The following is a 14,037-nucleotide window of genomic DNA, read 5'->3' on the forward strand; positions in this document are numbered from 1 at the left end:
TAGGTGAATATGTTATAATCTACATAGCCAAGTGGAAACGGCTTTGCCGTCCTTTTAAGGACGGTATCGTTTCAGCGAGAAATAGAAGGATAATTTATAGCGTAAAACCTATAAATTCTTATATTTTGGAGATTGCCGCCTGACAGCGGATAACGGGGAGGAATGACTGTGATTTGCCGTGAACAGGATGGAACGCTTGTAATGACGAAGCAGCATGAGCACGGGCTGCTGGCAGGAGAATTTGCGAAGTGGTTCAAGGAAGAGCATACACCCGCCGAAGGCCGCCGGGCTGAGGTACTGTGGGCAGTAAGCAACCATGACCGGGGCTGGATTGATCTGGATGAGACACCGTTCTGGAATGATGCGGAGGGGCTGCCTTACAGCTTCCTCGATTTCCCGGTTGTGCCGAAGCTGACCTTTTATAGACGGGGAATCGATGAGGTGGAAGCGAAGACGCCATACGGGGCGCTGCTGTGCAGCTCGCATTTTGAACGCCTGATTGAGGTGTCGGGTGAGGAGTGCCCGGAGCTGACGGAATATCTGGAGGGTGAAGCGGACCGCCGCGCCCGTATCCACCGGGAGCTGGAGCAGAGCAAGCCGCTTGAAGAAGGCGAGCTGTATTATGACGCCAGACTGCTGCAATTCTGCGATGATCTGTCGCTGTTCTTGGCGCTTAGTAGGCCGGGCAGCGCCGAATCCGAGAAGCATCCCTGGTTCGTAGACGGCTTCTCCGGCAGCGAGGAATTCAGCTTCACCTCCGGCCGTGCCATTGAGGCGGAGTGGCAGGACAGTGCGACGCTGACCCTGACTCCGTTCCCGTTCACACAGGAGGTTGAAGTAAGCTTCAAGCAGCGGCGGGTCAGCCGGGCGGACATTAAGGATAAGGGAATTGCCCGCGCCTACCGCGAAGCTCCTGAGGAAGAATGCCGGATCAGGGTCATTAGCGGACCAGAGGAGGACTCGCGGGCTAAGACTGGAGCCGGTCAGCACACTAAGGGGTAGTATAAGTCCGGGCAAGCCGCTGCTTTGCGGGTGCCGGCAGGACCGGATGAGGACCTTCCCGGCGGGAAGCCGGGAGCTTAGAACAGGAGCGTAAAGGCTATGGCATGGTGGATCTGGGCCTTCAATATCATTGTCATTGTATTCCTGGTACTGAGGTTTGGCCGGATGAAGCTGAACTGGATGGGCAGAGGCGTGCTGCTCGCTCCTATTCTGATCTATGCGCTGATCTCGGTGGAGGATCTGCTGAACCTGATCGATCTGGGGACGATTGTGCCCGGCAACCGGGGACTGCGCGGACTGATTCTGTTTTTTGTCCTGGCTTCAGTCCTGTTCTATATTCTGTTTATTTTCCATGAAATCAGGGATTCCAACAGCAAGGAAGTCAGGCTGCAGCAGACGCTGGTCCGGATCAGCACCGCTGCGTTCACCTGCATTGTTTTTTTTACAGTCGTATATACATCGATTTATAAGCTGTTTGGACAGTCCTCGTTCCAGGGAGAAGGCTTGGGCCAGGATCTGCTTAGCCAGTTGATTACATTCCTCTATTTCAGCGTGGCTACTTTTACGACAGTCGGTTACGGGGATATAGCTCCCATAGATAATACCTCAAGGCTGGTTGTAGTTATGCAGATCTGCTTCAGCTTCATTACGGTCGCTTATGCGCTGTCCATGCTGGGCTTGTTCCGCAAGATTCTTGGGGGAAATACCACGGAGGAAGAGATTGAGGCGGCCATTGAAGTAGATATTGATGATAAGGTGGATGAAGCCGTAGAGGATAAGGAAGAGGAGCTGGAGGAGCAGGGAACGCAGGATTTCAGGCAGAAATAATAAGCAATATGAACCCAATAAATTTCATGATGGAAAGGAGAATCTCCCTATGAGCAAAAAGCCGTTCGGGCGCTCTCCCGGGCGTACAGTTCCCGCTGCGCCAGACGGCGCAGGAACGGGCCCCCCGCTGCCGGAAGGCCGAAGCGGCCGCAAGATGACCCGCCGCCAGTTCCTGGCCCGGGGGGCAGGGGCGGTGGTAGGGGCGGGTCTCCTCGCCGGCGGCTATGCCTGGCAAGGGGAGCCGAACTGGTTAGAGGTGACCCGCCGGGAGCTGCCGCTTGCGGAGCTGCCGTCCGCGTTCGCCGGGACCCGGCTGGTTCATTTCAGCGATGTGCATCTGGGCTTCAACAAGGATGCGAAGGATCTGGCCCGGCTGACGAAGCATATCAAGGAAGAGCAGCCGGATCTGATCTGCTTCACCGGGGATATCGTAGACAGCTATGCCGAGGATCTGACCGACTCAGTCCCCTTGCTGGCAGAGCTACAGGCTCCGCTTGGGAAGTATGCCATCCTCGGGAATCATGATTACAAGAATACGGAGCTGCTGACCCGTCTGCTGACGGAGGCCGGATTCCGCGTCCTGCGGAACGAGTCCTATCTGATCAAGCAAGGCGGAGCGACGATTGCTGTAGCAGGACTGGATGATATGCTGCACGGCAAGCCGGACCCGGAGGCAGCTGTGCGGGATATTCCGGACGGCATCTTCACGGTACTGCTGATGCATGAGCCGGATTACGCCGAGGTGGCGGAAGCGTACCCGTTTCACCTTCAGCTCTCGGGGCATAGCCACGGCGGTCAGATTCGCCTGCCGCTGGTCGGCGCGCCGTTCACGCCCTACGGATCTCAGAAATACATAGACGGCTTGTATTATACAGAGAATAAGGCCATGCCAGTGTATGTGAACAGGGGGTTCGGCGAGACATTGATGCCGTTGCGCTTCCTGTGCCGCCCGGAGCTTACTGTGCTGACTCTGCGCCGGGGGTAGCCGGACTGCAAGAGAGGGACACCATAGGCGGGGGAAGAAGAGGGAGAAGTTCATGAGCACTTATGAGATGATCATGGGGATGTCACTGCAAGGCTCTATGGTAGAACTGAAGAATATGGCGTCCGGCGACGGAGCGCTGCTGAAGTCGCTGCTCTCCCACCCGGAGGTACAGCCGCATATTCAGCTGCGCCATGCATCGACTTCCCGGCAGGGTGTGCTGGATAAGCTGGTGAGCCGGATGCTGCACGGCTATGATCCCGGCGCGCTGCATGCAGGAATCTATATCTTAGGCCAGCCGGAGCTGATCGGTTCAGTCTCCCTGCAGAACTGGAACCGGCAGGAGGGCCAGGCGGTGCTGGGCTATATGCTGAATCCGTTATGGTGGGGTCGCGGGTATGCGACCGAGGCACTGGGATTGCTGCTGGCCTACGGTTTCAGGGAACTTGGCCTGAGGAAGGTCGAGGGGCGCTGCCGGGGGGATAATTACCGATCCGCTCAGGTCATGCTGAGGAACGGCCTGTCCCTGGAGCGGACCCTGCCGATGGCGGACGGCTCGGGCGATGTAATGAAAGTATTCACTTTGTCATACAAATGAAATAATGCCGTTATCAAACTCTAACAGTCAGCGGTTAAACTAAGTACATGACCCCCTTTTGAAAATATAACTGCTGTTGGGACCCGATGATTCGGGTCCATTTTTTTTGGGCGTGTGCTGACATGGGCTCCCGATGAGAGGGATAAATCCCTTTATTTCTGGTGGAAGTCGGTTGGACGGGGAGATGAGAGGGATAAATCCCTTTGAATCAGCTGGAAGTTGGCTGAACGGTGAAATAAGAGGGATAAATCCCTTTGGATTGGCAGGAAGTGGGCTGGATGAGGAAATGAGAAGGATAAATCCCTTTGAATCAGCTGGAAGTCGGCTAAGTGGCCAAATGAGGAGCATAAGTGCACTTGAATTCGTAAATAGTCGGCTAAGTGGCCGAATGAGGAGCATTAGTACCAATGTCATTAAGTTAAGATATAGAGCCAAAAACAAGAAAAAGGCAGGTTATCGAAAAGATAGCCTGCTCTTTTTTTGCACAAAAAAATCTTGACAATCCGTAGAAAACGTGTGGCGAAGCCCCTTGAAAAAACGAGGAGGTTACGCCAATGAATGCTTATGCAAATTCGCTGAAAGACAGACTGACATCTCTCATCCGTGAGATGGCGGCTGCCCCCGCGCCTTACGTCAGAAACCCGGGAAAGGATTTTACCCGAACGAAAAAACTACCCTTTGAAATGGTTATGCAAACCCTGATCTTTATGGGCGGCAACAGCCTCTATAAGGAACTGTTGGAATCGCAGGGCTATGACGTTAACACCGCAACTTCTTCTGCTTTTGTTCAGCAAAGAAATAAAATTTTGCCGTCTGCGGTCGAATCTTTGTTTCACACCTTTACCGCGTCCCATACGGAATTCAAGGATTATCGAGGCTATCGATTATTGGCCATTGACGGTTCCGATCTGCATATTGCAACAGATCCTGCGGACCCGTTGACCTATTCTCAAAGTCAGCCCCACTCGAAAGGCTTTAACCTTCTGCACTTGAACGCTGCTTATGACCTCTGTAACCGGCTTTACGTGGACGCCATCCTTCAACCTCGAAAGCTGCGCAACGAAGGAAGGGCGCTGTCCACGATGGTGGATCGGTCCCCTATTCAGGGGAACGTCATTGTGTTGGCGGATCGAGGATTGGAAAGCTACAATACGTTCGCGCATCTGGAACGGAAAGGATGGAAGTACGTCATACGGGTCAAGGATTTGCATTCGAATGGCATTCTTTCGGGCTTGCACTTGACCTTTGAAGGGGCGTTTGATCAGGAGATTCACCTGACGCTGACTAAAAAACGAACGAAAGCGTTCAGGGATCACCCCGAAATCTATAAAATTCTTCCGGCCACCTCTAGCTTTGATTTTCTGGACATGCAAAAGAACCTGTTTTACCCGATTTCCTTTCGGGTGGTTCGTTTCCTCCTGCCCAGTGGCGATTATGAAACCGTCATTACCAATCTACCGGCTGCTGAATTCTCACCGGATGAACTCCGGGAACTGTATCACCTGCGATGGGGGATTGAGACCTCTTTCCGGGCCTTAAAATACACCATCGGTCTGACCCATTTTCACGCAAAGAAGCAAGAGTCCATTACCCAAGAGATATTCGCAAGAATGATCCTCTACAATTTCGCTGAAATGATTACCTCGCACGTAGTCATTTCCCAAAAGGATAAACGGCACCTCTACCAAGTCAACTTCACGGTGGCCGTTCACGTCTGTAGACATTTCCTGCGCTCCAAGGGCGATGGACCCCCGCCTGATGTGGAAGCTTTGATTCGCAAAAATATTTTGCCGATTCGTCTCACCCGTCCTGGGCAAAGGAATACACGCAGAATACGTAGCAAATCCGCCATTAGCTTCGTCTACAGAGTAGCATAATTCGGTTCGCATGAACATTTTTTTAAGTGGATCTTCCATCCGCTTTGTTTGCTATGCGCTTTTTTCCTTCCTTACACCAAAAACAAACGGCATAGGACGTTTCCCCATACCGTTTTGGATTCTCTTTATTAATTCCAAACTTATCTTTGAACTTATCTTAATGACATTGGCATTAGTACACCTGAATTCGTAAATAGTTGGCTAAGTGGCGATGGCGTAAAGTAAGTTGTGTACCACAATTTGGAGCCTAGCCAGGCAACAAAAAAGTAGGGTATCCTCGGGTTTACCACAACACCAAGAAGGAGCCCTACTCGATGACTATTGTACCCGAACATATGCTAAATAATCTATTTGAAAAACTTGTTAAAGACTTCATGAAAGAGAATATGGAATCGCTCCTGCGTGCCGAAATCCAAGGGTTTATGGCGAGTGAAGAAGCCGGTGCCAGCAATAGCCGTAACGGATACTATACACGGGATCTGCACACGAGATACGGCCATATTGAGGATCTTCAGGTTCCCCGGGACCGCCAGGGTCTCTTTCAAACTCAGATGTTTGAACCGTACCAGCGGCGGGAGGGCTGGCTGGAAGAGGCGGTGATCCAGATGTATAAATCCGGCATGGGTACCCGAGATGTGGCCCGGTTTATTGAAAGCATGTTCGGCAGCCATTACTCGCCCACCACCATCAGTAACATCACCGCTACGGTGCTGGAGGACATTCACCAGTGGCAGAAACGTCCGCTGAGCAAGCGCTACTCTGTGATTTACCTGGATGGGCTGTACGTGAAGCTGAAACGGGGCACGGTCCGGGGTGAAGTCGTCTATTTTGCCATGGGAATCGACGAAGAAGGTCAGCGTCAAATCCTGGGGTTCTACGTGGGGGGTCAAGAGAGCTCGAATGGCTGGCGGGAGGTGCTCAAAGATCTGTACGCACGCGGGGCCCAGGAAGTGCTGCTGGGTGTATTTGATGGACTGCCGGGGCTAGATGCGGCCTTTAAAGAAACCTACCCGCAGGCGGATGTGCAGCATTGTGTGGTGCACAAAGTACGAGCCACGTTACCCAAAATCCGGGTGGAGCACAAAACCGATGTAATTAAAGCCCTGAAGACCGTGTATGATGCACCGGATGAGGTCGTGGCCCGGGCGAACTTTGACACGGTGAAAGCGAAGTGGAATGCGTTATACCCGAAGGAAATGCGGTCTTGGGAGGAGCAGCTTTCGACGTTACTGACGTTCTACAAGTACCCGGAACCGATGCGAAAAGCGATTTACACGTCCAATCCCATCGAGCGAATGAACAAGGAAATCCGTAAACGCCTGAAGCCGATGAATAGTCTGACCAACATGGATGCGGCAGAAAAAATCGTGTATCTGGAGATGTTAGGCTACAACGAAAGGTTTGGGCAGCGAGTTACCCCTGGCTTTGGGGTGGACACGGTGAAAAAGAAGCTCAGCCAGCTCTATGAAGCCCGCTACCCTTCGTTGCCGACAGCCGAAGAAGAGTAACTAATGAATCCAGTTTCTGGGGGTCGGGGTTCCCCCTCCCCCAGAAACACTACACCCCCAACCCGTAACCCCGGGGAGATACTTCTACTCATTTACACAAACTTCTTGACGCTACCTAAGTGGCCGAATGAGGAGCATTAGTACACCTGAATTCGTAAATAGTTGGCTAAGTGGCCGAATGAGGAGCATTAGTGCACTTGAATTCGTAAATAGTCGGCTAAGTGGCCGAATGAGGAGCATTAGTGCACTTGAATTCGTAAATAGTCGGCTAAGTGGCTGAATGAGGAGCATTAGTGCACCTGAATTCGTAAATAGTTGACTAAGGGGCCGAATGAGGAGCATTAGTGCCCCTGAATTCGTAGCGACCATACTTGTGGCATCAAACATTGTTGTACTGGCAGTCTCCAAGGGGATTGAGCTATGATAGTGTAAATGGTACATGGATAAGACAAGTATAGATGGGGGAGGAAATGAACTTTTGAATGATGTGATTAGATTACTTATGAACCACCGTTCATTCCGTAACTACAGCGGGCAGGAGGTGGAGCCTTGGAAGCTGAAGACGATTATTGAAGCTGCCCAGGCGGCACCGTCGTGGGTGAATGGCCAGCAGGTATCGATAATTGCGGTACGCAGTGAGGAACGCAGGCAGCAGCTGTCGGCGCTGAGCGGTAACCAGAAGCATGTGGCGGAAGCACCGGTATTCCTGGTGTTCTGCATGGACTTTCACCGGGCCAAGCTTGCGGCAGAGCTGGAAGGCCAGCCGTTTGAAACGGCTGCGGATATAGATGCGCTGCTCGTTGGGGCTACGGATGTCGGCATTGCACTATCGAACGCAGTAGCTGCTGCCGAGTCGCTGGGGCTGGGGATTATCCCGATTGGGGGCGTGCGGCGCAACACGGCAGGGGTGATTGAACTGCTTCAGTTGCCAACGTATGTATTCCCTGTGGTCGGCCTCTGCATTGGCTATCCGGCGGGAGAACAGCCGAAGAGTTCACGCCTGCCTATAGCGGCTGTATATCATGATGAAGTCTATAACCCGGATCAGCAACACTTGATCGAAGAATATAATGAGACGCACCGGGAGCTGCTCAAGTCCCAGGGGCTGACGGAGCGAAGCTGGACCAGCATAATTTCCCGCTTCTACGTGCTGAATCCGCAGTATGGGGACTCGCAGCGTACGCTGAAGCAGCAGGGCTTCACCTGTGAGAATCTGAATAAGGAATAAGCACAGTATTAGCTGTACAGCGCAAAAAAGCACCGCAGCAGCAGGCAGCGTGACGGGGAGTGTCCCGTTACGCTGCCTGTTTGCGCGGTGCTGGTTGTATGAGGAGGAGCTCTAACGGTAGCGCTTCAAGCCAATAAAAAACCTCGTCTTGCCAGATTTCTTGCAAAGCGAGGTTTTTGCATTACACTGCCTACAACGCAACCTTAACCTTCTCTCGCCGCTTGTAATAGACCCAGTATTCGAATCCAATCTCCTTCAGCCGCGCAGCCACCTGATTGCGCTGGTCGGCAACGCGGGCAGGGAGATGGGCATCGGAGCCGAAGCTGACCTCCACGCCGAAGTGCAGGGCCCGCTCCAGAATCTCATCGGAAGGGTACCAGCCGCCGCACAGCTTGGTGCCGCCGGAGGTGTTGATCTCGATGGCCGGGCCGCATTCGCCTATTACGCGCAAGGCTTCGTCAATCTCCTTGGGGGCAGCGATCTCGGAGAACGGCGGATAGTTCCCCTTCATGGCATCGATATGGCCGAGAATCTGGAAGATGCCGCTGCGTGCGGATTCGGCAATCAGCCGGTAGTACTTGCTTTTGGAGGCAAGCCTCTGCGCGGGGTCAAGTCCCTTCCAGCGGCCCTGGTTGAAGATACTGATCTCCTCCACATGATGCACGGAGCCGATCACATAATCGAACGGGTATGCGGCGTAGGTCTTGCGGTACAGCTCCGCATGCTCCGGGAAGAAGTCGGATTCCATGCCGAGCAGGACATCAATGCGGCCTTCGTATTCTTTTTGCAGCGACAATACTTCCTCTACATAGTGGACCAGCTCGGACTTGGCCATGGCAATGCGCGGAAAAGCCTGCTCGGACGGGCTTCCGAAGTAAGGTGAATGATCGGAAATACCGATGACATCCAGCCCCGCCGCTATTGCGGCTTCAATATAATCCCGGATCGTGCCGTCAGCATGGCCGCAGCGGAAATGATGGGTATGCAGGTCGAACTTCATAATGGGAACATCTCCTTAGGCCAATATGGCGAAATAGGGTGCAGGTTACTCTGAGCCGATGAACTGGGTCTCGGGCATTCCCTTAAGGTCGCTCAGGAACTGTCTCATCGCAGAGTTGACATACTTGCCGGATTTGGTAATAACACCTACAGGATGGGTAACCTCAAGCTCGATGATCGGGACGATCCGCAGAGTGCCGCTTCTGACCTCGGCAGTGACAGATTGCTTGGAGATGACCGCCGCTCCCAGATCAAGCTCGACCATCCGCTTCACTTCCTCACTGCTGGTCAGCTCCATAATTACCAGCGGCTGAATACCGTGCCTCGCCAGCACCTCATCGACAAATTTCCGGCCGACCGTATCCGGTGAGAGCAGGATGAGCGGGATGGTGCCCAGTGCCTCGATCCCGGCTGTTTTGACCTGGGCCAGCGGATGGCGGGGCGAAACAACCAGTTCAAAAGTATCATAATACAGGACCGAGGTCGTCATCCCCGGATTGCGGCCGATCAGATAGCCGATGCCGACATCCACAATCCCGTTCTCGACTTGCTGGTAGATCTGGGAGGAGGACATCGATGAGATCGAGGTTTTGATATGAGGGAACTGATCCTGGAAGTAGGAGAGCACCCGGGGGAGAATCTGGATGGCGATGGAGGTGGTCGTACCGAGAATAATATGCCCTTGAGGATTCTCTTCGAGATCGGCAAGGCGCTGCTTAAGCTCATCTACGATTCCGACAATCTGTTCCGCGTGGGCGAGGAAGACCTTGCCCCTGTCCGTCAGCGTCACCGGCTGGTTCCGGTCAACAAGCTGGGTCTTGAACTCTTCCTCCAGGCTTTTGATCTGGGCCGAGACCGCCGGCTGTGTCAGGTTGAGCAGCTCGCCCGCCTTGCGGAAGCTCATGGTTTTGGAGATGGTGATCAATGTTTCGAGCTGGCTGATATTCATGGACTGTCCCCCTTATGGCTACCGGATGGTGCCGCCGTATATTTGTACAAACAGGGAAAGCCGCAGCTTTCCGGAGGGCATATGCGCACATGCCGGCTTCCAGAATTAGAGTCTGTAAGCCGCGGATTCTGACAAAGTAGATAGGTACAAGGGTCGCTGTGAGTGCTGCACTCGGAGGGTATGACGCCGCAGATCTTACGTTTATTGATTAAATTATAGGAGATTCCTCCCGGGAGGGCAATGTTGCGCTCCAAACTATCTTCAGAAATCATTCGACAAGACCATTAATTTTTGGTGAATAATGCCGATATATGAAGTATAATAAATTTTATTGCTTAGGACTTTTGGTATATGACTAAAGACTGGTCGAGGGGGACAGCACTTTCATGAAAGCAGAAGTAATCAATCCGTTTTTAGAGTCTGCGCGCATTGTAATTGAACAGGTGATCCAAGTCTCGCCGTCCACCGGTATGCTGGGGATTAAGGATATTGAACTGATCGATAATCATATATGGATTCAAGTGGGAATGACAGGTCAGCTCAGCGGGAATATTATCTTCGGGATTGCCGAACCGGTAGCACTTAAGATGGTGTCGGCCATGATGGGCGGTTATGTGATAACAGAGATGGATGAGATGGGCCAGAGCGCCATTTCCGAGCTGGGCAATATGATCAGCGGCAATGCCAGTACTATTCTCTCCAATCAAGGGGTGTCGGTAGACATTACCCCGCCGAAGCTGATGAAGTCCGAGAGCATGTCTGTTCTGCCGCGCAAAGCGCTGAGTATTCCTCTTGTGATGGAAGGGATCGGCGAGCTTGATATTCAGGTTATGATCTCTTAGGCGGATAATCGGGAGTTGAATCTATTCCATGGCATTACAAGGCAAAATTGTGGTAATTACAGGCGCTTCCAGCGGGATTGGCGCGCTTACGGCGCAGATGCTTAGCGGGCATGGTGCGGTTCCTGTTCTGTTAGCCCGGTCCAAGGACAAGCTGCAGGCTGTTGCGGCGGGCATTCAGGGGGAGCATGGGCTGTTCGTCTGTGATGTGACCGATGAAACGGCAGTTAAGCATACCTTTGCGGAGATCCTGGAGCAATACGGCAGAATTGATATTCTGCTCAATAATGCCGGTTACGGCAAGTTTGCGGCTTTTACAGAGATGGAGTCTGAAGAGTTCGCTGACATGATGAATGTCAATTATATGGGAATTGTACGCTGCACCAAGGCTGTCGTTCCTCATATGCTTACACGCGGCAGCGGTCAGATTGTGAATGTGGCTTCCATGGCCGGCAAAATCGGAACCGCACGCTCAGTGTCCTACACGGCCACCAAACATGCTGTTCTCGGCTTCACCAATGCGCTCCGCCAGGAGCTGCGTAAGAGCGGTATTATTGTCTCGGCTGTGAACCCCGGACCAATCGCCACCGAATTCTTCAAGACCGCCGACCCTTCAGGCAATTATGAACGAAGCGTAAGCCGGATCATGATGACGCCGCAGCATGTGTCCGCGAAGATCGTCAAGCTGATGGACAAGGGCAAAGAGGAAGTGGATCTGCCCGGTCTGGCAGGCTTCGGCATCCGGCTCTATGGCCTGTTCCCGCGGCTGGCAGACAAGCTGACCTATAACCTGATGAACAGAAAATGACCAGATAAGTATAGATCATAATTACCGTCTGTGGCGTGAACGGCTTGTCCCCCTTTGGTATACAGGTTGGTATGACCGTGTTAAATACGGCCCCAACTTAGATTTTATGGCCTTCCATTTGGTGGAGAGGCCTTTTTGGCATATAATGAACATATTATCTTAAGTGAAAAGGATGAAACCCTATTATGAATAAAGCTTCTTTTGTGGCTATCGGCATCCAGGAGGACCTTGCTGCCCGATTGTCTGAGTTCGGCATTACTGAACCATCCCCTGTACAGGAGCAGACGATTCCGCTTCTGCTGGAAGGAAGAGATGTTCTGGCCGCATCCCAGACAGGAACAGGCAAGACACTGGCTTATCTGCTGCCGCTGCTGCAAGGGATTAACCCGGACTCGAAATCGTTGCAAAAGCTGGTGCTGGCCCCAACCCAGGAGCTGGCGATGCAAATTCTCCGTGAAGCGGAGCGCTACGGGGCACACCGGGGCATCCGGGCCATGGGGCTGATTGGCGGAGCGGCGATCAAGCGCCAGATTGACAAGCTGCGTGAGCATCCGCATCTGGTGGTAGGCACCCCGGGACGCATACGTGAGCTGATCGGGCTGCGCAAGCTCAAGATGCACGAGGTGAGCACGATTATTCTCGATGAGGCAGATCAGATGTTCCAGCTTAGCGGTGCGGGCGAAGTGACGAAGATCGTCAGTAGTGCGCTGCGTACGCGGCAGCTGGTCATGCTGTCAGCCACCATTGGACCGGAGACCCGTCTGCTGGCAAACCGGGAAATGAAGAATCCGGCGGAGGTGGGCATTGAACCGGAGATGATGACCGCAGCGAGCCTGGAGCATCACTATGTGGTGTGCGAGGAGCGGAACAAGATCGATATGCTGCGCCGGGTCATCCGCCACTACAAGCCGGACCGGGCCATTGTGTTCGTGAACGCTACGGACGACATCGCTGAAGTGACTGCGAAGCTGAACCATCTGGGGCTTCCGGCTGCTGCGCTCTATGGAGATGCGGACAAGGTGACGCGCGCAAACGTGCTGACCCGCTTCCGGGACGGCAAACTCAAGGTGCTGGTCGCCAGTGACGTAGCAGCGCGGGGCCTGGACATTGAGAATCTGACGCTTGTCGTCAGCTTCGATCCGGCCTTTGACTCCGAGCACTATGTCCACCGTGCCGGACGGACCGGGCGCATGGGTAAACGCGGCTTATCCGTAACGATCGTTACGGAGCAGCAGACGTTCATCATGCGCAAATTCGCCCGCGAGCTGGATATCCAGCTGGACGAGCGGGAGATGGCCTTCGGCAAGGCGCTGGCGGAAGGCGGACGCGCTGAGCTGCGCAGCGGCGGCGCGAAGGAGCGCCGCGAAGGGGCTGAACCGCGCGGCGGAACTGCAGCGCCGCGCACCGGCAAGCCGCAGGTGCGCAGCGAGGCGGCTGGAACAGCAGCCGGAGGGAGCGGCGGCGAAGCGCCGGCAGGCCAGCCGGGCGCAGCGGCTGGAGGTAGTGGGGTTACGGTGCGGCGCGGGCAGCACCGGCCGGGAGTGAGCGCCGGCACGCGCAGCGCGGCGGGGCCCGGGGGCAAGGCCCGCAGCCAGGCGGAGCGGGAGCAGAACCGCAAGAATAAGGGAGCCCCGAAATGGCTCAAGAACAAAACCCCGAGAGGTGACGGTCAATGAATACAGCTCCCGTATTGGAAATTACGGGCCTCAGCGGAGGCTACAGCCTGAACAAGCCGGTGCTGCATGACATTGGCCTGCAGGTGCAGCCCGGTGAGATGGTTGGGTTAATCGGACTGAACGGTGCAGGCAAGAGCACCACGATGAAGCATATCCTGGGACTAATGTCCCCGCATAAGGGTGAGATTACGGTACAAGGGAAGACGCGCAGCAGCGATCCTGAGAGCTACCACAGTGCGCTGTCCTTCGTGCCGGAATCTCCTCTGCTCTATGAGGAAATGACGGTTCGTGAGCATGTGGAATTCACTGCCAGAGCGTATGGCGTGGAGCGCAGTGATTATGAATCACGCACCAGCCAGCTGGCTGCACTCTTCAATATGGAGGACAAGATGGATACCTTGTCCTCTCATCTGTCCAAGGGCATGAAGCAGAAGGTGATGATTATGTGCGCATTCGTAGCGCGTCCGGCCCTGTATGTCATCGACGAGCCGTTCCTCGGCCTCGACCCGCTGGGTATCCGCTCCCTGCTGGATTTCATGCTGGACCTGAAGAAGTCGGGAGCTTCAATTCTGCTCAGCTCGCATATTCTCTCTACGATTGAGAACTATTGTGACCGGTTCATTGTGCTGCACGGCGGCAAGGTGATTGCGGAGGGAACCCTCGCCGAGATGACCGCGAAGGCCGGGCGGCAGGGCTTGAATTTGGAGCAGCTGTTCTACGAGCTGGTTCAAGGAGGGAAATGA

General features: G+C 53.9%; 13 protein-coding genes. 11 read left to right on the top strand and 2 right to left on the bottom strand.

Annotation, left to right across the window (positions count from 1 at the left end; translation table 11 throughout):
- Nucleotides 1-168 precede the first annotated feature (168 nt).
- From MKY96_RS02390 to MKY96_RS02420, 7 genes are all read left to right on the top strand, one after another.
- The gene (locus tag MKY96_RS02390) at nucleotides 169-1,002 is read left to right on the top strand and encodes a DUF3891 family protein (RefSeq protein ID WP_340938350.1); all 834 of its coding nucleotides are present in this window, start codon (nucleotides 169-171) and stop codon (nucleotides 1,000-1,002) included.
- 99 nt (nucleotides 1,003-1,101) lie between these two features.
- Nucleotides 1,102-1,830 (top strand): ion channel, encoded by a 729-nt coding sequence (locus MKY96_RS02395; RefSeq protein WP_340938353.1) that lies wholly within the window; start codon nucleotides 1,102-1,104, stop codon nucleotides 1,828-1,830.
- A 49-nt stretch (nucleotides 1,831-1,879) separates the two neighbouring features.
- Complete coding sequence (locus MKY96_RS02400) at nucleotides 1,880-2,815, top strand: metallophosphoesterase (RefSeq protein ID WP_340938354.1); 936 nt, start codon at nucleotides 1,880-1,882, stop codon at nucleotides 2,813-2,815.
- A gap of 52 nt (nucleotides 2,816-2,867) precedes the next feature.
- The gene (locus tag MKY96_RS02405) at nucleotides 2,868-3,410 is read left to right on the top strand and encodes a GNAT family N-acetyltransferase (RefSeq protein WP_340938356.1); all 543 of its coding nucleotides are present in this window, start codon (nucleotides 2,868-2,870) and stop codon (nucleotides 3,408-3,410) included.
- Nucleotides 3,411-3,964: 554 nt separating this feature from the next.
- Complete coding sequence (locus MKY96_RS02410) at nucleotides 3,965-5,287, top strand: IS4 family transposase (protein ID WP_076086935.1); 1,323 nt, start codon at nucleotides 3,965-3,967, stop codon at nucleotides 5,285-5,287.
- A gap of 314 nt (nucleotides 5,288-5,601) precedes the next feature.
- Nucleotides 5,602-6,795 (top strand): IS256 family transposase, encoded by a 1,194-nt coding sequence (locus MKY96_RS02415; RefSeq protein WP_076086938.1) that lies wholly within the window; start codon nucleotides 5,602-5,604, stop codon nucleotides 6,793-6,795.
- A gap of 502 nt (nucleotides 6,796-7,297) precedes the next feature.
- Nucleotides 7,298-8,023: an NADPH-dependent oxidoreductase gene (locus MKY96_RS02420; protein WP_340938359.1), complete on the top strand. Its 726-nt coding sequence runs from the start codon at nucleotides 7,298-7,300 to the stop codon at nucleotides 8,021-8,023.
- A gap of 190 nt (nucleotides 8,024-8,213) precedes the next feature.
- Here MKY96_RS02420 and MKY96_RS02425 read toward each other — a convergent pair whose 3' ends face one another.
- Nucleotides 8,214-9,023 carry a histidinol-phosphatase gene (locus MKY96_RS02425; protein ID WP_340938360.1) on the bottom strand — a complete coding sequence of 270 codons (810 nt, stop codon included), beginning with the start codon at nucleotides 9,021-9,023 and terminating at the stop codon, nucleotides 8,214-8,216.
- A gap of 45 nt (nucleotides 9,024-9,068) precedes the next feature.
- On the bottom strand, nucleotides 9,069-9,971 hold the full coding sequence (locus tag MKY96_RS02430; protein ID WP_036701586.1) for a LysR family transcriptional regulator: 903 nt from the start codon (nucleotides 9,969-9,971) through the stop codon (nucleotides 9,069-9,071).
- 386 nt (nucleotides 9,972-10,357) lie between these two features.
- Here MKY96_RS02430 and MKY96_RS02435 point away from each other — a divergent pair, with 386 nt between their 5' ends.
- The 4 genes from MKY96_RS02435 to MKY96_RS02450 all read left to right on the top strand — a co-directional run bounded on the left by MKY96_RS02435 (nucleotide 10,358) and on the right by MKY96_RS02450 (nucleotide 14,037).
- Entirely contained in the window at nucleotides 10,358-10,813 is a 456-nt protein-coding gene (locus MKY96_RS02435; RefSeq protein ID WP_340938361.1) for a chemotaxis protein CheX, read from the top strand.
- A gap of 28 nt (nucleotides 10,814-10,841) precedes the next feature.
- Nucleotides 10,842-11,618 carry an SDR family NAD(P)-dependent oxidoreductase gene (locus MKY96_RS02440; protein ID WP_340938362.1) on the top strand — a complete coding sequence of 259 codons (777 nt, stop codon included), beginning with the start codon at nucleotides 10,842-10,844 and terminating at the stop codon, nucleotides 11,616-11,618.
- 185 nt (nucleotides 11,619-11,803) lie between these two features.
- Nucleotides 11,804-13,294 carry a DEAD/DEAH box helicase gene (locus tag MKY96_RS02445; RefSeq protein ID WP_340938363.1) on the top strand — a complete coding sequence of 497 codons (1,491 nt, stop codon included), beginning with the start codon at nucleotides 11,804-11,806 and terminating at the stop codon, nucleotides 13,292-13,294.
- Nucleotides 13,291-14,037, top strand: coding sequence for an ABC transporter ATP-binding protein (locus tag MKY96_RS02450; RefSeq protein WP_036701580.1), 747 nt, complete (start codon nucleotides 13,291-13,293; stop codon nucleotides 14,035-14,037). Before MKY96_RS02445 ends, MKY96_RS02450 begins: the two co-directional genes overlap by 4 nt.

Source organism: Paenibacillus sp. FSL R7-0302 (assembly GCF_038006885.1).
Lineage (GTDB): Bacteria > Bacillota > Bacilli > Paenibacillales > Paenibacillaceae > Paenibacillus_AQ.